The sequence below is a fragment of the Streptosporangium sp. NPDC000239 genome (assembly GCF_040300765.1).
Taxonomy (GTDB): domain Bacteria; phylum Actinomycetota; class Actinomycetes; order Streptosporangiales; family Streptosporangiaceae; genus Streptosporangium.
The window spans coordinates 117,553-136,096 of the sequence record NZ_JBEPEI010000007.1 but is presented as its reverse complement, the minus strand read 5'-3'; the positions used below and the strand labels follow the sequence as shown (position 1 = coordinate 136,096).

Here is an 18,544-nt window from a genome sequence, read left to right as displayed (position 1 = left end):
ATCAGTCATACATCGACATACTTCCTTCGCGTAGCAGATCGTGTCAAGGGTGCCATACGGCCCGTATGTCGCTGGTGACGATATGTTCCCCGGCTGACCAGCACGTCTTGTGCCTTCTCTTTCTCCTCATTACAGACGGTTCACAAAAATGAACCAGATGTAGCCGGACATCAGGGCGGGACGGCCACGGAGAGCAACAAATAGAAGGCAGGCCATTAAAGGATGCGGATCTTCGTTTTTCGCCTCCCGAATCCGGTGGGCGGCACGCGCATTCACACCTGTATCCGCGGCGAAGAATCCCGGGTGGCGCGACGGGCACCGTCTGCCATATTCGCCGGACATGGGAGGCGCGCCGACGCCGTTCGCGCTTTCCGCGGCCCGCCGGACGGGCCGGTGGCCGGGGTGGCCGGCGGGCCGTGCCGGACCGCCGGGCACCGGTCCGGCACGGCGGCGGTCCTCGCCCCGAGCGGGCCTGTCCGATAATGCCCAAAACTGCACAAACAGCATCACCCTTGGCCGGGTCAGTACGGCAAATATCAAAGCAACCAAAACGGCGAAACCTCGCCCCATTGGGTCGTCTTGCCTGCGATAGGTTGCCAAGCATGATCACCAAGATCGATGAGTGCGAACTCACCGGGCCCTGGGAGGGGTTCCTCGCCGAAGCCGCATCGTCGGCGGACAGCAGTGGTGCGGGTGTCCTCGTGCTGTCCGGGTCGAGTGGCCGTGTCGAGCGCGAGCGGTGCAGGCTCTTCGCCCGTGCCGGTGTGACGGCGATGTCGATCCGGTGGTTCGGCGGACCGGGGCAGCCTCCCGGCATCTGTGAGCTTCCGCTGGAGACTTTTGTCGCCGCGGCCGAACTGCTGCGCGAACGCGGTGCCGGACGCGTCAGCGTCCTCGGGCTCTCCAAGGGCGCCGAGGCGGCGCTGCTCGTGTCCGCCCTCTCGGACTGCGCCGACGCCGTGATCGCGCTTGCTCCGTCGTCCGTCATCTGGGCCAACGTCGGCCCGGGGACCGACGGCAGGAACCGTCCGTTCCGCTCAAGCTGGACCTGGCGGGGACGACCGCTGCCCTTCGTCCCCTATGACGACTCCTGGACACCGGCGGAACCCGAAGGCACACCGGTCGCCCTGCTCGGCTCGTACGAACGCAGCCTCGCCACCCATGCGGACCTGGTGCCCGCCGCGGCCATCCCGGTGGAGAGGATCAGTGCGGACCTGGTGCTGATCGCCGGTGGCGCCGACCGGATGTGGCCGTCCCTGCGTTTCGCGCGTGAACTGGAGGCCCGGCGCTTGGCGGCCGGGCGCGATGTGGTGCTCGTCACGCGTGACGACGCCGGCCACCGGGTCGTCTTTCCCGGTGAGGTGGCACCGCCCCCGTCCATCCACTTCGACCACGGCGGCACGTCCGAGGCCGACGCGGCGCTGGGGGCCGCCGCCTGGCCGTACGTGCTCGCGGCCGTTCGCTGAGGCCGACGGCGGAGGCGGGGCGCCCAACCGGTTCCGGGGCGTACGGTATGCGATCGGCCAAGGGGCGTGTTGCCGTCCGGAAGCGCCGGGGATGATCACATAACGTCACGGCATGCCGGTGAGAAACCCCGCGTCGTCGTCCGTCGGATTCCGCACTCTCACGTCCTGCGCGGCGGCGGTGATAGTGCTGTGGGGAGTCAGACAGCTCAGCGCGGTGATCGCCCCGGCGTTCCTGGCGCTCACCCTGACGATCGCCGTGAGCCCGCTGCGTGACAGGTTGAAGGGATGGGCGGCGGCCTTCGTCCCCCTCACGGTCATCCTGCTCGTGCTGTGCGCCCTCGGCGGAGCCGTGGTGGTCGCCGCGGCCAGGTTCGCCGGCCTCGTCCCGCAGTACGCCGACCAGTACCGGCGTCTGCTGTCGTCCGCGGGCAGGGTCCTGCACGACATCGGCGTCGACCGGTCCCAGATCAGGAAGGCGCTGAGCGGCGTTGACCCCGACCGCCTCGTCCAGGCGGCGCAGAGCCTGCTGTCCGGTCTCACCGGGACGGTCTCGGCGGTGCTGATCACCGTCCTGGTCCTGTACGGCATGAGCCTGGACGCGGCCGTCCTGCAGCGGGCGACGGGTGCTCTCACGACCGAACGCCCCGGCCTGGTGACCGCGTTGCGGGGATTCGCCCGTGACACCTGTGCCTACCTGATGGTCTGCACGGTCTTCGGACTGATCGTGGCGCTGCTCGACACGGCGGTCCTGGCACTGCTCGGTGTGCCGTTGCCGCTGCTGTGGGGCCTTCTGTCGTTCATCACGAACTACATCCCCAACGTCGGTTTCATCATCGGGCTGGCTCCCCCGGCCGTGCTGGCGTTGCTGGACTCCGGGGTGGCCACGATGCTGTGGGTGATCGCGGCCTACTGCGTGCTGAACTTCCTGATCCAGTCGGTCGTCCAACCGAAGTACGCGGGGCGGTCGGCCCGCCTGTCCACCACCGTGACCATGCTCTCCCTCCTGGTGTGGACCTGGGCTCTGGGAGCCCTCGGGGCGGTTCTGGCGGTGCCGCTCAGTTCCTTCGCCCGTGCCGTACTGCTGGACGCCGACCCCACGACCGCCTGGGCCTCCCCCTTCGTCACGGGGCACGACGAGCGTTCGGGCGAGAAGCCCCGCTGACGGAGCTCTCGGCGGGGCCGGCGTCAGCCGTCCTGACGGAAGACGATCGCGACGCCCAGCGCGGCGTCGGCGGGCACGAACATCTCCTCAGGGCCGGTCCGGACGACCGGGATGTCGTTGTCGGACAGGAGCTTTTCGGTGACGGAGAGGTCGCGTACGGCCACCGCGTAGGCGACGAACGCGGGCAGGGCCGCCGGTCGCTCACCGGGCAGCAGGTCGGCGAGCGCCGATGCGGGCACGACGGTGACGTTCGCCCGGTCGAAACGCGTTACCCGACCGTGTCGCGCCCGGCCGAAGTAGCCTTCGTAGCGGCGCTCCACCTCGGGCAGCGCCGTTTCGGCCACACACAGCACGCACTCGACCAGCCCGGTCGCGCCGTTGGGGTGGTCGATGTGCCGCTGGTCCTGGGGAGTCTCGGCCGACACGTTCTGGGCGAACCCGAGCCTGCCTTCCTGCACGCGTCCCGGTGACAGCCGGAGGTCGGAGACCTCCAGGTAGCGGGCGGGTTCCATGCTGGTCCCCGTGGGGGTCTCGACGGGCCGCTGGATGTCGTGGACGCCACCGTGGCTGACACCGTCTGCCGCCAGTCGCGCGGCCACGTGGTCGATGTCGGGTGTGTCGGCGATCACGATGTGCACGCCCTGGAAGCGCTGCAGCAAGGACGCGATACCGTCGGCGGTGGCCCGGATGGCGGCCCTCAGCCCCGCCACCCTGTCCTCGGGCACCCGCAAGGGGATGGCGCGCGCGTCGCCGGGCATGCGGCCGGTGCCGTCGATGACGGCCACCAGCTCGACGAAACCACGCGGGAAGTACACGTGGGTGTTGGCCACCCCGAACGGCTCCGCGGGGCCTCCCGGCGTGGCCGGCATGACCGGGTAGGCGGGGGCGGCCACGGCGAAGCCGAGCCGCCGGTAGCGCTCCATCGCCTGGTCCAGGTCGTGCACGATGTGGCCGACGTGGTGCAGGCCGTTGATGTCATGGCCCATGGCGGGCACCTCCAGGTCTTCCGGTCCGAACATTTTGATAGTCAACTCTTTTTTGAGAGTACACTATCATTTGTGAGCGCGATAGAATCTTCTACGTGGCTGAGATCGGACTGCGCGAACGTAAGAAGGCCAGAACCAGGGAGACGATCCTGCGTGAGGCGTTCAGGCTCTTCCGAGAGCGTGGCTACACCGTCACCACCGTCGAGCAGATAGCCGAAGCGGCCGAGATCTCCCCGGCCACCTTCTTCCGCTACTTCCCGACGAAGGAGGACCTGGTCACGCTCGACCGCTTCCCTCCTCTCGTCGAGGCGCTGGCCTCCCAACCGCCAGGCGCTCCGGTCACCGTGCTACGCGGCGCGTTCCGCACGGCGTTCGCCGCCCTGTCCGCCGAGGAGATCGCCGCGGGGCACGCGAGGGAGGTGTTCGCGGCCACCGTGCCCGAGCTGCTGGTGGCCAACCTGCGGAGAAGTCCCCACCTGATCGGCGAAGTCTGCTCCATCGTGGCGGAGAAGGCCGGATGCGCCGGGGACGATCCGCGGATCCGGAACGCGGTCGGCGCCGCCTTCGGCGTGGTGGCGATGGTCTGGGTGCAGTGGGCGCGGAATTCCGGCCTTGACGGCCCGGCCGAGATCGACACGGCGCTGGCACATCTGGAGTCGGGCCTGACCCTGTGAACCGGATGCCCTAGGCCGGGTGCTCGGAGCTTTCGGCATCGGCCACCACCACGGCCTCCCGCGGCGCGCAGCGCCTTCGGTCGCACCCGGACGATCCGCCGCGCCGTTGCCCGCGGAGGTGTTCAGGACCTTCCTCGGCGAACGCGGCGCCGTGCCCCCGGCCGTTCATACGCCGGATGTCCGGCATGTACGGGACGGATCGGCCGCTGACCGCCACGAACAGTCCGTGCCCTCCCCTACGCGCCAGCGCCCAGCTGTACGCACCGCAGGTTTTCCCGGTTACGGACGGCCAGGTCGCGCACAACATGACGTCCGCCGCGATCCACACATGCTCAAGGTGTTTGACCGGAATGACAGGATGATCTGAATGCCGATTGATTCACACCTGCTCGCCGTGTTCACGGTGACCACCGTCGTCGCTCTGATCACCCCGGGCCCGGACATGTTGTTCGTCCTGGGCTGCGGTGTGCGGGGTGGCGCCCGCGCCGGGCTGCTGGCCACGCTCGGCGTGGTCACGGGGGACGCGTTGTACATCGCCGCGGCGGCGGCCGGACTCTCCGTGCTGCTGACGACGCTTCCCGTCGTGTTCACGGCGCTGCGGCTCGGCGGCGCCGCGTACCTGGTCTACCTCGGCGTCCAGATGCTCCGCAACCTCAGGAAGGGCCGGGCCGGCGATCGGACCGGCAGCGGCATGACCGGTCGGCGTGCCTTCCTCAACGGTGTGGTGTCCTCCATGGCCAACCCGCAGACGTTCACCTTCATGGTCGCTTTTCTGCCCCAGTTCATCGACCCCGGGGCGGGGCCCGTCTGGCTGCAGTTCGCCATCCTGGGTGCGATCCTGATCATCTTGGAGTTCCTGGCCGACGCGACGGTCGGCGTGCTGGCGGGGCGGATCGGCGGCTGGCTGCGCGACCGGCAGGTGGTGCGCCGCCGTCTCGACGCCGCGACCGGGACCCTGTTCATCGGCTTGGGCGTGACTCTCGCGTCTGCTCCGAACTGACCCTTCGCGGCCAGAGCGAACGCCGGTGCGCCCGCCTTGGCCACCGACGCGTAGCCGATGCTCAGCGCCTGGGCCGTGGGACAGGCCGCGGACCGGGATGAGGAGGCTTTGGCCGTGTGACCGGGTCCGGCGGCGGGCCCGGACACACGGTGCCAACCCGCGGGCCGACGCCTGCGGAGTCGGGATATTTCAGTTGATGCCGAAAGCCGGGCTCTGCGAGGCTCTCCCTTGATGTCCCGAGCGTAGAAACACCTCGATCACCGACAGGTGACGGCCCGGTTGAGGCCGCCACCCCGTCGGCGCTGCCCGTCGTCGCAGCCGTTCGGTTCGCCGGGCGCGCCGCCGACCCATGTGAGCGATGAGGGTTCCGGCGACACGGAACCCTCCTGTGATCGATGTGGGCGTCCAGGACGCCAAGAGGGACTGAGTCTTATGGAACTTCACGAGTACGCGCGGTACGACGCGATCGGGCTCCGGAAACTGATCGGGGCGGGAGAGGTCACCGCCGAAGAGGTGGAAACCGCGGCGCGCGAGGCCCTGTCCGTGGCGAACGACCAGGTGAACGGCCTGGCGCTGCCGCTGTTCACCCCGGCGCTCGAACATGACGGGACCGGGCCCCTCGCCGGGGTCCCGTTTCTCATCAAGGACCACGGGCCGGTGGCTCGGGGAATCCCGTTCTCCATGGGGAGCCGGGCCCTGCGGGGCGCCGCCGCCCGGCACGACAGCGACCTGATGACCCGTTTCCGGGCCGCGGGCCTGGTCACCCTGGGCCTGACCACCGTGCCGGAGATGGCGATCAGCTTCGCCACGGAGTCCGTCAGGTACGGGCCGACGCGCAATCCGTGGAACCTGGAGCGGGGCGTCGGCGGTTCGAGCGGTGGCGCGGCGGCCCTGGTCGCGGCCGGTGCCGTACCCGTGGCCCACGGCGGTGACGGAGCGGGGTCCATCAGGATCCCGGCCGCCTGCTGCGGCCTCGTCGGCCTCAAACCGAGCAGAGGCCGTGTCCCGTGCGGACCCGACATGGGAGAGGCGATGCTCGGGATGGTCTACGAGTTCGGGCTGACCCGGACCGTCCGCGACGCCGCTCACCTGCTGGACGCCGTTCAGGGGCCCGGCGTCGGCGACAAGTACACCGCGCCACCGCCACGGGGCCGGTACGCCGACGTCCTGGGAGCGGAACCGGGGCCGCTGCGGGTGGCGGTGACCACGGCCGCCTGGTCGGGGGCCCGGGTGGATCCCCAGGTGGCGACGGCGACGCTCCTGGTCGGCCGGACACTGGAGGAGATGGGACACGCCGTCACCGACGCCCGCCCGGCCCTCGACTGGGACGACGTCCTGCACTGCGCGACGGCGACATCCGTGGCGATCGCCTCCACGCTGCTCCTGGCCCCGCGCAGCCCTGACCCGGCCAAGATGGAAGCGGTCTCCAGACGGCTTCTGGAAGTCGCGAAGGATTACAGCGCGCTGGACATGATGGCCGCCTTCGGCGCGCAGAACCGGGTGACCCGATCGGTGGGCGCCTTCTTCACCGAACACGACCTGCTCGTCACGCCCACGTTGGGCGGGCTTCCAGCCCGTCACGGCACCCTTCGCTACGACGACCCCGACCACACCCTGACGAGCTGGCTGCGATCGATCTTCGACTACGGCCCGTTCACCATGGTCTTCAACGTCTCCGGACAGCCTGCGATCAGCCTGCCGCTCGGTCAGAGCGACGACGGGCTGCCGATCGGGGTGCAGATCATCGCGCCCTACGGCCGTGAGGACCTGCTGTTGCGCATCGCGCACCAGCTGGAGCAGGCGATGCCCTGGAACCGCCGGATCCCCCGGTTCTCCATCGGGAGGCGCTGACAGCCGTGGCCGCCGTACGAGGGCCGCCCGTGACCCAGGCCGGCGACGGCGCCGCCGGCCCCTCAGGGACGATCCGAGCTCTAACTCGTGACCCGTGGCACGGCGCGCAGGTTGTAGAGGAAGCGCCCGTCCTGGAGGAAGGAGATCAACGGGTGCAGCCCTCCGTCCGGCTCGACGCCGACGAAGCGGTTGTCGCCGGCGTGGACGTAGCGGGCGGTCGTGCCGCTCTCCCCGAACTGCGCCGCGAGGCCGTGCGGGATGTCGGTGATCTCCAGCCCGTCGGCATCGGCCCTCACCTCGTAGGTGACCGACGGCGCGGAGTACCTGCCGGTGCAGGCCTCCGGCAGGAACGGCACCGGGGTGTCCGGCGGCAGCACCCGCGACGGCAGGCGGATCCCGGCGGTGGCCGAGAGGATCTCCGCCAGCACCTCGTCGATGAAGGCCGAGGTGTGGCCGCCGTTCGCGTGGACGGCGAGCACCAGGCCTCGGCCGGGCACGATGCGCCAGATCGCTGACTGCCCCGGGGTGCTGCCGTCGTGGCCGACCACGGCCTCGCCGTCCCAGTCGAAGAGCATCAGCCCGAGGCCCCAGGCGGCCGGGTACCGCTCCCCCAGCCGCGGCAGTGTGACCTGTGGCCTGCGCATCTCGGCGAAGGTTCCCGGGGGCAGTACCCGTGTCCCGTCGGCCGCCACGCCGTCGGCCAGCAGCATCCGCCCGAACCGTACGAGGTCGCGCGGCGCGGCGCTCGGCGTGGACCCGGCCGGCGCGTTCGACTGCGGCAGCTGCCGCCGGGGTGACACCCGCAGCGGCTCGCCGACGTGCCCGACCGCGGCCCGGAACATGATCGCCTCCTCGGCGTAGAGCGCCATGTGCCGCGCTCCGAGAGGATCGATCAGCAGCTCCCGCATGGCGGCCTCCCACGTGCGCCCGCGCAGCTTGGCGACGAGGGCGCCGAGGGCGCAGTAACCGGCGTTGCAGTACGAGAACAGCTCCCCCGGCCCGCTGACCTGCCGGGCGTTGCCACGCATGAACGCGACGAACTTGGCAACCGCGTCCTCCCCGCGTCCGGTGTCCTCGAACAGGTCCCCGTCGAACCCACCGGTGTGCGACAGCAGTTGCCGCACGGTGATGCTCTCCGAGGCGGCGGCGTCCAGCACCCCGAACTCGGGAAGGTACCTTCGGACCGGCTCATCGAGGTCGACCAGCCCTTCCCCGGCGAGCTGCATCACCAGGGCGCCTGTCCAGGCCTTGGTGACCGACCCGATCTGGAACAGGCTGTCGACGGTGGCCTCAACCCCGGTGTCCAGATTGACCACTCCGGTGGCCGCCTCGGCCAGCTGATCCCCCATCCCGACGGCCACCGCGGCTCCCGGTACTCCATGCCGCTCGGCGGCCCGGTCGATCCATCCCTGAAGATCCGGAAGAAGCGTCATATCGAGGACCGTACTCGCAAGCCCTTCTCCGCGGCGCCGGGCGGCGAGGGGAACGGGACCGCCCCGCTCTGTCCTCGGTGCCTTTCGCGTGTGAGCGAGGTCCCGCGGAGACCGGGATCGCCCGCCGTCCTCTCGATGCCGGTGACGGTCAGCCCGGCGACCGCCGCCGGTTCGGTGATCGCCTCACGCGGTCCGGGCCGGCTCATCGGGCCGACCGGAACCATGGAGTCCCGGACGGCTTTCACATCCTCCCAAATGTGACAAAACGGGCATAGTGCCAGTGCCGTCGAGGTGACCATGTTTTGTTTCGGTGGCGAATCGGGATTTCAGACAATTCACCAGCCGCCCAGACTGAGCCCTGCCTGCCGCCACCCGGGACCGTCTCCAGCGGTCACAGGGCAGGGCTTCTCACCAGAGGAGCGACGGCAGGTACCGCATCGACATGGATTCCGAGCAGAACGGGGCAGGAGAATGCTCTTCACGGGGCGTGGACGGGCCGTAGCGGTGATCGCAGGCCACGCTCTGATCCTGGGGTCGCTCGCCGGTTGCGCCACCGGCCCCAGCGCGCCGCCCGCTCCGCTCACCCAGACCGACTACGTGGTCCTGAAACGCGCGGAACTCCTGCTCATCCGCGACTGCATGCGTGAGCAGGGCTTCTGGTACTGGGTGCCGAAGATGTGGGAGCCGTCGCGGGGGTTCGGCCTCGTCCTGGACGATCCGGGCTGGGCGCGTGAGCACGGGTACGGGGGGCTCGATCAGCAGGAGGTCATGCGGGAAAAGCGAGACGACCCCAATCTCGCCTACCGCGACAGCCTGCCCGCGGCCCGTCGAGCCCGGTACACCCTCGCCATGGGCGGCGGCGACGATGTCAAAGTGCTCACCGCGCATTTGCCCGACGGAGGAACGATCAACAACGCCCTCGGTGGGTGTCAGCTGTCGAGCAACGAAAAGCTCTACGGCGACCGTGAGCGATGGTTTCCCCTGGACGCGCTCGCCTCCAACATCGCGCCGCTGTACATGCGGGCGATCACCAAGGACGCGCGCTTCACCACGGCCCTGTCCTCATGGTCGCGATGCATGCGCGGGAAAGGCCACACCTACACCACGCCAATGGAGATCCGGGCGGCTCTTCCCGGCCTGGCCAAAGGGCTGGCTCCCGCCCAGGCTCATGCCGTCGAGGTGAAGCTGGCGGTGGCGGAGGCCACCTGCGCACGCGCCACCTCGCTCACCTCGACCTTGCGTGCGCTGCAAGCCGAGTACCGGCCCAAGGTGGAGGGCCCCAACGCGGCCGATCTCCGGACCCATGCCCGGCTGCTGCGCGAGGCGCTTGAGCGTGCGAAAGAGATCAACCACTCCACCCCCTGACCTCCGCGGCGCAAGGTCGCGGATCGCCCTTCAACCAGGGCTCACGAAGGAGAGAACCATGCGCAAGATCCGTCTCGCGGCTGTAGCCGTGGGTCTGGCGGTCTCCGTAGTTCCCGTGTCCTCCCCCTCCTCGGCGGCCGGTACCGCCATGGAGTCGCACTGCCTCACGATGAAGAAAATCTACGGGCAGGACGGCGATATCAACGCCTACGCGGACACCTTCTGCTACGGGGGCGAAATCGGCTACGACTCGGGTGACGACCCCAATTGGGCCGACAACTCGGGTGGGTTCCGCGACAGTGCCGGCAACAACGCCATGTCCGTCCTCAACACCGGCATACCTGGGAAGTACGAGGTCGTCGCCCTGTACGACTACGAGAACTACGACTACGCCGCCGGGTACCGATGCCTGGGCGTGGGCGACTGGGAGTCCGACCTGAGCAAGTTCAGGTTCGTCGACTCCAACGGCAACACCAAGGGCCCCATGGCTCGTCAGATCTCCTCGCATCGGTGGGTCACCCGCAGCGCCTGCTCGGCCAACAGCTGGATCGGTCTGTAACGGGCGAGCGACGCCGCCATCGGATGGCGGCTCCCACGCTGAACAATCCGGTGACGGTCACGCGAGCCGTTTCCGAATCCGCCCACGTCGTCGCGGCCCTCGCCCGATGGGTGACGGCCACCGGCCCCACAGCGGCAGGGTCCCCCGATGAAGGACGACTTCCATCCCGGCGCCGACGGGTGAGCGCCGAGCTGGACTCCCGGCCAGGACCTTGAGCAAAGCCAGGCCCGTGCCCTGTCAAAGGCGCGAGCCTGGCGCGCACAGCCATGAGTGACCCCGCCCAAGGCACTTCTGGGCAGGACACCAACGGCCATCGGACACATGCGACATCACCGTGACGGGAGCCTCGCGCTCGGAACCCGTTCAAGCGCCCCTCGGCCGTCACGTCCACGCCAGGACAACCTCGGCTTCCGGCAGGCCGACGTCAAGGTCGTTCTTCGCACATCGATCCTCAACGCCCTTCGTCATGACCCGGTAGTCATGAAGGTGTGCCGAGTCGCGAAGTAGATGGATTCACGTACCGGTGACGTGCGGGAACACTCCGGTCGGCTGTCCCTTCTTCGACTCAGGGAACGGTCATCAGCGGCGGCTTCCGGGAACTCCCGGCGCGCATGGCGTCCACTCCCCTTGTTCTCCGGAACGCTCGCCGTGGGATGAGGGGAGGCTCACTACGTTCCCAGGGGGTTGACACCCAGGCCCTCCGCCGACACCGGCGATAAACCGAATGCGCGGAACCGGCCCGGTGGTGTTGCATACAGACGTGACCGGCGGGCCCTCGCACTTCTCCAGGAGCAGTCGACCGCACACGGGTGCCGGTGCAACGCTGGCCACCCACCGGACGAACCCGCGACGCCCGCCGCTTCGACCCCTTCCCGCTGCTGCGCGCCCTCCCGAGCAGGCCAACGCGCTCACATCCACTCTCGCCCTGGCCGACTGCCGACTCAACGGCGATGGCTGCGGTACGGCGCTGCTTCGGGGCTATCCGGACGCGAGCGCTCTCCTTGACCGGTCCCTGACGGCACGGGACGACCACGGCCCCGGGATCCGCTATGTCCGGCCGCGCTGACCTGGTCACGACGCATCAGACGTCCGGCCGGGCCAAGGGCCTGCGCCGCATACATCGACTCCAGCAGGGAGAGGCACCGAACACGTGAAGGACACCGAGATCCCGCGGGCGGTGGCCGCGGCCGTCGACACGGCCGCCGAGTACGGTCTGGGCGCCGACGACGCCGCTGTGCTGCACAACTCGAACCGGATCGTCGTCCTGCTGCGGCCCAGCGGCGTGCTCGCCCGGGTCGCGCCCCTCGCGCACCGCCTCGACTCCGAGGTCGAGATCGCCCGGCGCCTCGCCGGGACCGGCAGCCCGGTGGCGGGGCTCGATCCGAGGGCCGAGCCCCGCGTCCATGTCCGCGACGGCTTCGCCGTCACCCTCTGGACCTACCACGAGCCCACCGCCGTACCCGAGAAGCACCCGCCCGCCGCCTACGCCGACGCCCTGGCCCGGCTGCACGCCGGCCTGCGCCGCGTCGACTTCGCCGCACCACACTTCACCGACCGCGTCGCCGACGCGCTCCGGGTGGTCGAGGACCCTGCCGCCAGCCCGGACCTCGGCGCCGCGGAACGCGCCCTGCTGACCGGCACCCTCCACGGAATCAGCCGCGCGATCCTGGACCGCGGCACGCGGCAACAGCTCCTGCACGGCGAGCCGCACCCCGGCAACCTGCTCGCCACCGCGGACGGGCTGCTCTTCATCGACCTGGAGACCGCCTGCCGCGGACCCGTCGAGTTCGACCTCGCGCATGCCCCGGAGGACGTCGCCGCGCACTACCCAGGCGCCGACTCCGGGCTGCTCGCCGACTGCCGGATCCTCAGCCTCGCCCTCGCGGTCTCCTGGCGTTGGGACCGTGACGACCAGCTCCCCGACGGGCGCAGAAGGGGCCGGGAGTGGCTCGCCCAGATGCAGGCCGACCTCGACCGCCGGGAGTACGCCGCCGGTGGCGGTCACTGAGCGGCGCCCCGCCTGCGCCGTCCGGTCGACGACGGCGTCTCGATCACCGAGGCCGCCCGCACCCTCAAGATCGGCCGCTCCACGGCCTACGAGGCGTCGGCTCAGCGCAGTACGGCCGTCAGCAGATCGGCGCCCAGCGCCGTCAGATCGGGCAGGTTGACGGTGTAACGGACGTAACGACCGTGTCGCCGGGCCGTGAGCAGACCCGCGCGGCGCAGGACAGCGAGGTGGCGGGAAACCTCCGGGGGTGAGAGTTCCCAGGCGTGGGCCAGCTCACCGGTGGTGTGCGGACCGCGGGCGAGAGTGCGCAGCAGCCGCAGCCGTACCGGATGCGCGAGTGCCTCCAGCCGGAGCGTCACCGTTTCCAGCGACACCGGCTCCGACGGACTCGCCTCGGCCACGGGGTACTGCACCACCGGCTGCCACCCGGGCGCGTGGACCACCACCAGGTGCGGGCGGCCGAAGACGCTGGGGAGGAAGGTGACCCCGGTGCCGTGGGCGGCGGTCGCGTTGTCCTGCAGCTTGTCCACGATGATGCAGTCGCCGTCCGGTGTCAGGGTCACGGCGCCGGAGACCGATGCGAGCGCCGCCCCGATGCCCTGGCGCTTCAGCAGGTCGTTCTTCAGGCGCAGGTCGGTGGCGAGCTGTACGGCGACGCTCGCCCAGGCGGCGTCGAAGAAGGCTTCGGCGCACTGTTCGAGGGTGTGGCGCACCCGCGCCCGCACGGCGGCCGGGTCCGCGAGCAGCCGTTCCGCGAAGGCCTCCTGGGTCGCGCCGCGGGCCTGGGCCAGGTTGAGGGCCCGCTCGCGCGCCGTCGCGTCGGCGAGCGGCGACGGTGCGGAGAAGTGAACCCGGTTGCTACCGCACGTGGTGATGAGCGCGGCGGTGACATAGGTTTCATCGTCGATCTGGTCCACATCGTCCAGTTCCTCGGCGAGGGTGGGCCGGGGGCAGGCGGGAACCAGAAAGTCGGCTCGTGAGGATCGCCAGAGGAACTCCGCCTCCCTGAGCCGCTCGGCCAGCTCCGGCCGCAGCCCGGCCCAGACGTCCCCGGCCCAGCCGGCGAGTTGCGGGTGGTGCCCGGGTTCGGCCAGCACGTGCAGCATCGCGGTCAGCTCGGCCAGCGGTGAGACAGCGAACCGCAGCCGCCCGGACGGCAGGCCGCCGATGTCGATCCTCAACGTCATCTCCTCATCATCGCTGGTCGGACGGCCGACGACCGCGTCGGTTGACGGTGTTCGTCAACCGACGTAGCCCGCCCGGCGGCCGAGCACATCGTTGACGCCATGGCAACCACCACCGAGTTTCAGCCGCGCGCCCTCGTCCGTGCCTCCGGAGGCCCCCGCTATGCCGTCGCCCTGGTCGTGGACGCGCTCGGCACCGGCTTGCTACGGCCCTTTCTGCTGCTCTACGGGGTGACGGTGCTGAGGCTGTCCGCGCCGGTCACCGGAATCGCCATGACGGCCGGTGTCGTCGTGGGCCTGGTGTGCATGCCCGTGGTCGGCCGGTGGCTTGACCGGGGCGCCCGCAGCACGGTCGTGGCGGCGTCGATGCTGGTGCGGGTGCTGGGCGTGGTGTTACTGCTGGCCGCCCCGGCGGGGCACGTCTGGCTGTTCGCGACGGCGGCGCTCTTCCTCGGCATCGGCAACCAGGCATGGCCGGCCGCCCACGCGGCCCTCGTGGCCACGGTCGCCCACGGCCGTGAACGTGACGCCGCTCTCGCGGGAGGCCGCGCCCTGCGTAATGCCGGCCTGGGCGTGGGCGCCCTCCTCGCCACCGCATGCCTGGCGGGTGGCACCGCCGCACTGCAGGCGCTGGCAGCCGTCACCGGGCTCGCCTATCTCGCTGCGGCCGCCCTGGCATGGTCGGTTCACCTGCGCACGTATCCGGCCACCCCTCCTGCCGTGGACGGGGCCGGTGAGCCCGCGCCTCGGATGCGCGCGCTGCTGGCCGCCAACGTGATCTACGTCTTCTGCCTCAACGTCCCCGAAATCGCACTCCCCCTGATCCTGGTGACGCAGCTGCACGCGTCCCCGGTGTGGTCGGCGGCCATCTTCGTGGCGAACACGGTGCTGGTGGTCAGCCTGCAGGTTCCGGTCACCGTCCTGATGTCCCGCTTCTCCCGCCGGACCGTACTGGCTCTCGCCGGTGTGGTGCTCGCCGCGTCCTACCTCGGCTTTCTCGCGGCCACCTCACTGGGAAGCGGCTGGGGCGCCCCGGCGGTCGCCACGGTGTCCGTGGTCTGCACCATCGGCGAGATCATCTATGCCGGTAGCGCCACCGCGCTCGTCACCGCTCTCGCTCCGGCCCATCTCCTGGGACGGGCCCTCGCCCGTTTCCAGCTCTCCACGGGCTTCGGCCTCGCGGTCTCTCCGGCGGTCATCACCGCTCTCGCCACCCGAGGCTCGGCCGCCCTCTGGGGCGGCCTCGCCGCCGCGACGCTCCTTTCCGCCTCCGCCGTCGCCACCGAGAAGGATCAAGGAACGCGGCTCAGCGATCGCTGACGCCGGGCACGAGCAGGCTCGTGAGCCCGGCGACCGCCTCGGAAGCGCGTCAAGGCTTAGGTGAAGATGGCGTGATGATCGCTCCTTCCGGGCCACGTTCCGCCGCCGAGATTCGCGACTACCTGACTGACCGGCTCAATTCGGCGCTTCGCCGTCCCGGGATGTTCGGCGGGGAGACGGCTCTGCTGCTACTGCTCGACCACCTCGCCTACGCCGAGAACCAAGACGATGCCTGGGAGCAGGAGCGCCGGGCGATGGAGTCTCGAGGTGCCTTCACCTCGATCGGTGTGACGGGGGCGTTCAGGACCCTGCTACCGAACAGTGAAGAACACGGCCCGGCCTCGGTCTACGCGGAGTTCGCCCACGTTCACGGATGGCTGCGAGCGGACCGGGTGCTCACGGCCGAGGAACATGAGTCCGTACGTCAGGAATCACGCACCTGGGTTGGACAAGACCGCCTGTTCAGCGAGGTAGTGGAGACCTTTGGCCCGCCTTCGGTGCTCTTCGGCGGCAGCAACCCCTTCTACGGGAAGACTCTGGGTTACCTGACCGAGCAGGTGAACGAACCGATGATCTTCTTCCATCTCTGGAACGGGACCGACTCGGACGCCGTGTCGACCTGGCCGCCGCTCCACAGTGAGCCCGTCCTCCTCGCCGTCCGCCACGGGAGAGGACGGTTCAGAGACACTTTCATCTTCAGCCCGGAGGGGAGGAAACGCCGTCCTGTCACCGAATGACGTTGGTCGAGTCGGCGCTCTCCTGCCCCGCGGGCGGTACCGGGGCGCGGGAGTCAGATCGGGGACCGTCACCGTACGGGCGGCGCACGGGCTGTCCCGGCAAGGCCGGGACCCTTCTCTCTGGTGCCCGGCCTGGGGTGCCCCCGAAATACGGCAGAAACGAGCCGGGGGCTTGATCGCTGATCGTTAGGATCTTGGCGTTCCGGCTGCTTAGTGGTGGGTCGGCCATTCGTGGGAGGCGCGAGCGGGCGGCTGCCGGCGATCGGCGTGAACGTCCGTGATGACTTCGGCGGGAGGACTGGCGCGGCTTGGCGCGCGTAGTGGCAAAAAGGACTGCCGGTGCGGTGGTCAGGGGGCGGTTCATCGGCCGGAGAACTCCGCCGACACTGGGCGAGCGGACTACTTCTCGGTCGCGCCGGCCTCCCCGCTGATGGATTCCTGGTAGATCTCCGCGTAGGTGGGAGAGCCCTTGATCAGGTCGTCGCAGAACGCGGCGACGTCACTGCCGATGAGCTCCAGGACCCCCTTGCCCGCGGCGGCGCCTTCCTCGAAGAAGTCGACGATCCCGGGGAGCAGGGGCCCGTCGGGCAGATCGACCGGCCCGACTTTGAACAGGTACTTCTGCATCTCCTTGTAGACGATCTGGTAGTCGGGCGGGAGCGCCTTGACGCGTGCCGTGTGCGCCCGCCACTGCTTCTTGCCCTCGATGATGTCTTGGATTCCCACGTCAGCCTCCCAGCCGGCTCAGTTTTCTTGCGACGTTCCTGTTCAACTGCTCGCGCCACCGGTCGCGATAGGTGCGGGCCTCTTCCCCGCCGGTCAGCGCCGCGCAGAAGCCTGCGATGTCGTCGCCGAGCACCTCCTGGGCACTCTGCCCGTCCGCAGCCGTCTCCTCCAGCAGCCCCAGCGCGGCGTCGAAGATCGGTGTCAGGTTGCGGCCGGTGAAGCTTCCGTAGGGGAACAGCTGCCCTTTGATCTGCTCCCACGCCGCCCGGTGGTCGTCCGGCAGGGCCTTGGCCCGGGCTTCGAACGCCTTCCATTCCCGGGTGAGATCGCTGCCTGTGACGGTCTCCCAGAAGTTCATCTCCGGCCCTCCTTGAGGCTGTTGATACGTGATGAGACGTATTGCCATCTCGCCCAGAACTTCGCGAGTTCCTCGCGTCCGGCGTCGTTGAGCGTGTAGAACTTGCGCGGCGGACCGACCTCGGAGGGCCGTTTCGTCACCTGGACGAGTTCGTTCCGCTCCAACCGCAGCAGGATGGTGTACACCGTCCCCTCGACGACGTCGGCGAAGCCGAGTTCGTTCAGCCGGCGCGTGATGGCGTACCCGTAGGCCTCCTCGCCACCGATGATCTCTAGCACGCAGCCCTCAAGTGTGCCTTTGAGCATCTCCGTCATCTGCTTGTCCATGGACCCCCTTCGACTACTCGGTGCTACTGACTACCGGTACAAAGTAGCACCGAGTACCGCTATTCAGCAACACCGAGTAGCTGGGAACGCGAGCGCGCAAGGGCGGGTGGGCCTCCGAGGAGGCTGGGTGTAGGAATTGGCGGTAGTGACCTGGGGTTTCTTTGCCCGTCAGTGCTCCGTGATGGCCCGGACTCCCACAGCTCCGGCCGGTCTCCACTCAGTTGATCAGTGGGTACGGCGACGGACGCCAGGTCCCCGGCGATCCTTCTCGGTCACCTTCGGCACGGCCGGCCCGGCGCTGGGGGCGAAACTGTTGTGCCGTCAGTGGCGGTGGCCTGGAAGGCGTTGGAGCCCTGTCGCTGGACGCTCACCGACGATGGAGTGCCCGACCGCGGGCCGTACCTGCCATTGGGCTTGATCTTGTTGAAGTCCGAGGTGGGGTGGTCGGTGCCGTTGCCGACGGGTACCTCCACCGTGATCACCGCGAACGCCCATCACCCCGCTCCTGCCTCGTTTGCGGCCACGGTGTACGACAAGCTCAACAAGGGCCGGTCGCTGATGGTCTGCGACGGTGATCAGGCCGAGCTTGGCTGCGAGTGGAGGCAGGTTCATCAAGGCCTTGCCGAAGGGTGCTGCCGAAGGTCTGCCGGCGCCGAGGGAGACGGGCAGTGGCCGCAACCGCACCAGACCGGCGTCCTCATTCGCCGACCGGCTCATCGTCGCGCCCCGGCCGTAGGGCGCCCGCGTGCACGGCGGCGAGCGTGACGCGCACCGCCTGGTCGGCGATCGTCTCGTCGACGGGTTCGGCGGTGATGAGCAGGCGCAGGTAGATCGGCGCGGCCAGGGTCTTCAGCACCTCGGCGGGATCGGTGTCCCCGGGAAGCTGGCCGCGCTCGATGGCACGCCTCAGCACCGGCTCAACCCTGGCCAGCCGGTCGTCGAACACCTGCCGGCGGGCTGCGGCGATCTCCGGAAGGTGGGCCGCCCCCGTGAACATGGCGGCCAGGATGGCCTGCCCGGCCGGGCTGGTGAACGCCTGGACGATCGAGCGCGCCAGCGCCCGCAGGTCGGTCTCGATCGCGCCGGTGTCGGGCACGGGGATGTCCGTCGCCATGTGTTCGGCCAGAGCGTCGATGAGCAGGCTCTCGCGATCTTTCCACCGGCGGTACACCGTCGTCTTGTGGACCCCGGCGCGCTGGGCGACGTTCTCGACGGTCAACGCGGCGTAGCCCTTGTCGACGAGCTCGGCGAGGGTGGCGGCGTGGACGGCGACGCGTACTTTGGCGCCGCGGCCGACCGGCCGGGCAGGGGGTTGACCAGACCACATTGCAACTCCAAGTTGCGATATTCGAAGGCGAATGACAGGATCAATTTATCGCAACTCAAAGT

The 18,544-nt window shown here is 69.5% G+C and carries 17 protein-coding genes; 10 read left to right on the top strand and 7 right to left on the bottom strand.

What is annotated here, in order from left to right:
- The first annotated feature begins 602 nt into the window (after positions 1 to 602).
- Both ABT340_RS19745 and ABT340_RS19740 read left to right on the top strand, forming a co-directional pair.
- Complete coding sequence (locus ABT340_RS19745; RefSeq protein WP_352012218.1) at positions 603 to 1,466, top strand: acyl-CoA thioester hydrolase/BAAT C-terminal domain-containing protein; 864 nt, start codon at positions 603 to 605, stop codon at positions 1,464 to 1,466.
- Positions 1,467 to 1,578: 112 nt separating this feature from the next.
- Entirely contained in the window at positions 1,579 to 2,628 is a 1,050-nt protein-coding gene (locus ABT340_RS19740) for an AI-2E family transporter (protein WP_352012217.1), read from the top strand.
- A gap of 23 nt (positions 2,629 to 2,651) precedes the next feature.
- Here ABT340_RS19740 and ABT340_RS19735 read toward each other — a convergent pair whose 3' ends face one another.
- Entirely contained in the window at positions 2,652 to 3,647 is a 996-nt protein-coding gene (locus ABT340_RS19735; protein ID WP_352012216.1) for a VOC family protein, read from the bottom strand.
- A 62-nt stretch (positions 3,648 to 3,709) separates the two neighbouring features.
- On the opposite strand from ABT340_RS19735, the gene ABT340_RS19730 reads away from it, so the two are divergent.
- The 3 genes from ABT340_RS19730 (at position 3,710) to ABT340_RS19720 (ending at position 7,139) form a co-directional block, all read left to right on the top strand.
- A complete protein-coding gene (locus ABT340_RS19730; RefSeq protein ID WP_352012215.1) occupies positions 3,710 to 4,288 on the top strand; it encodes a TetR family transcriptional regulator in 579 nt (192 codons plus the stop codon).
- 367 nt (positions 4,289 to 4,655) lie between these two features.
- Positions 4,656 to 5,288 (top strand): LysE family translocator, encoded by a 633-nt coding sequence (locus ABT340_RS19725; protein ID WP_352012214.1) that lies wholly within the window; start codon positions 4,656 to 4,658, stop codon positions 5,286 to 5,288.
- Positions 5,289 to 5,720: 432 nt separating this feature from the next.
- Entirely contained in the window at positions 5,721 to 7,139 is a 1,419-nt protein-coding gene (locus ABT340_RS19720) for an amidase (protein ID WP_352012213.1), read from the top strand.
- An 80-nt stretch (positions 7,140 to 7,219) separates the two neighbouring features.
- On the opposite strand, the gene ABT340_RS19715 is transcribed toward ABT340_RS19720, so the two are convergent.
- Positions 7,220 to 8,572 carry a serine hydrolase domain-containing protein gene (locus ABT340_RS19715; RefSeq protein ID WP_352012212.1) on the bottom strand — a complete coding sequence of 451 codons (1,353 nt, stop codon included), beginning with the start codon at positions 8,570 to 8,572 and terminating at the stop codon, positions 7,220 to 7,222.
- A gap of 471 nt (positions 8,573 to 9,043) precedes the next feature.
- On the opposite strand from ABT340_RS19715, the gene ABT340_RS19710 reads away from it, so the two are divergent.
- The 3 genes from ABT340_RS19710 (at position 9,044) to ABT340_RS19700 (ending at position 12,504) form a co-directional block, all read left to right on the top strand.
- Positions 9,044 to 9,937, top strand: a complete 894-nt coding sequence (locus ABT340_RS19710; RefSeq protein WP_352012211.1) for a hypothetical protein — start codon at positions 9,044 to 9,046, stop codon at positions 9,935 to 9,937.
- Positions 9,938 to 9,995: 58 nt separating this feature from the next.
- Entirely contained in the window at positions 9,996 to 10,496 is a 501-nt protein-coding gene (locus ABT340_RS19705; RefSeq protein WP_352012210.1) for a hypothetical protein, read from the top strand.
- Between the two features lie 1,150 nt (positions 10,497 to 11,646).
- Entirely contained in the window at positions 11,647 to 12,504 is an 858-nt protein-coding gene (locus ABT340_RS19700; protein ID WP_352012209.1) for a phosphotransferase, read from the top strand.
- A 101-nt stretch (positions 12,505 to 12,605) separates the two neighbouring features.
- Here ABT340_RS19700 and ABT340_RS19695 read toward each other — a convergent pair whose 3' ends face one another.
- Positions 12,606 to 13,691 (bottom strand): DUF5937 family protein, encoded by a 1,086-nt coding sequence (locus tag ABT340_RS19695; protein WP_352012208.1) that lies wholly within the window; start codon positions 13,689 to 13,691, stop codon positions 12,606 to 12,608.
- Positions 13,692 to 13,790: 99 nt separating this feature from the next.
- Between ABT340_RS19695 and ABT340_RS19690 the strand changes: the two genes are divergently transcribed.
- Both ABT340_RS19690 and ABT340_RS19685 read left to right on the top strand, forming a co-directional pair.
- Positions 13,791 to 15,008: an MFS transporter gene (locus tag ABT340_RS19690; RefSeq protein ID WP_352012207.1), complete on the top strand. Its 1,218-nt coding sequence runs from the start codon at positions 13,791 to 13,793 to the stop codon at positions 15,006 to 15,008.
- A 20-nt stretch (positions 15,009 to 15,028) separates the two neighbouring features.
- Positions 15,029 to 15,745 (top strand): hypothetical protein, encoded by a 717-nt coding sequence (locus tag ABT340_RS19685; protein WP_352012206.1) that lies wholly within the window; start codon positions 15,029 to 15,031, stop codon positions 15,743 to 15,745.
- 399 nt (positions 15,746 to 16,144) lie between these two features.
- Here ABT340_RS19685 and ABT340_RS19680 read toward each other — a convergent pair whose 3' ends face one another.
- The 4 genes from ABT340_RS19680 to ABT340_RS19665 form a co-directional block, all read right to left on the bottom strand.
- A complete protein-coding gene (locus tag ABT340_RS19680) occupies positions 16,145 to 16,471 on the bottom strand; it encodes a DUF1048 domain-containing protein (RefSeq protein WP_352012205.1) in 327 nt (108 codons plus the stop codon).
- Position 16,472: 1 nt separating this feature from the next.
- Complete coding sequence (locus tag ABT340_RS19675) at positions 16,473 to 16,829, bottom strand: DUF1048 domain-containing protein (protein ID WP_352012204.1); 357 nt, start codon at positions 16,827 to 16,829, stop codon at positions 16,473 to 16,475.
- Positions 16,826 to 17,155, bottom strand: a complete 330-nt coding sequence (locus ABT340_RS19670; RefSeq protein ID WP_352012203.1) for a PadR family transcriptional regulator — start codon at positions 17,153 to 17,155, stop codon at positions 16,826 to 16,828. The genes ABT340_RS19675 and ABT340_RS19670 overlap by 4 nt, the downstream gene beginning before the upstream one ends.
- Positions 17,156 to 17,852: 697 nt before the next feature.
- Positions 17,853 to 18,482, bottom strand: coding sequence for a TetR/AcrR family transcriptional regulator (locus tag ABT340_RS19665; RefSeq protein ID WP_352012202.1), 630 nt, complete (start codon positions 18,480 to 18,482; stop codon positions 17,853 to 17,855).
- Positions 18,483 to 18,544 lie beyond the last annotated feature (62 nt).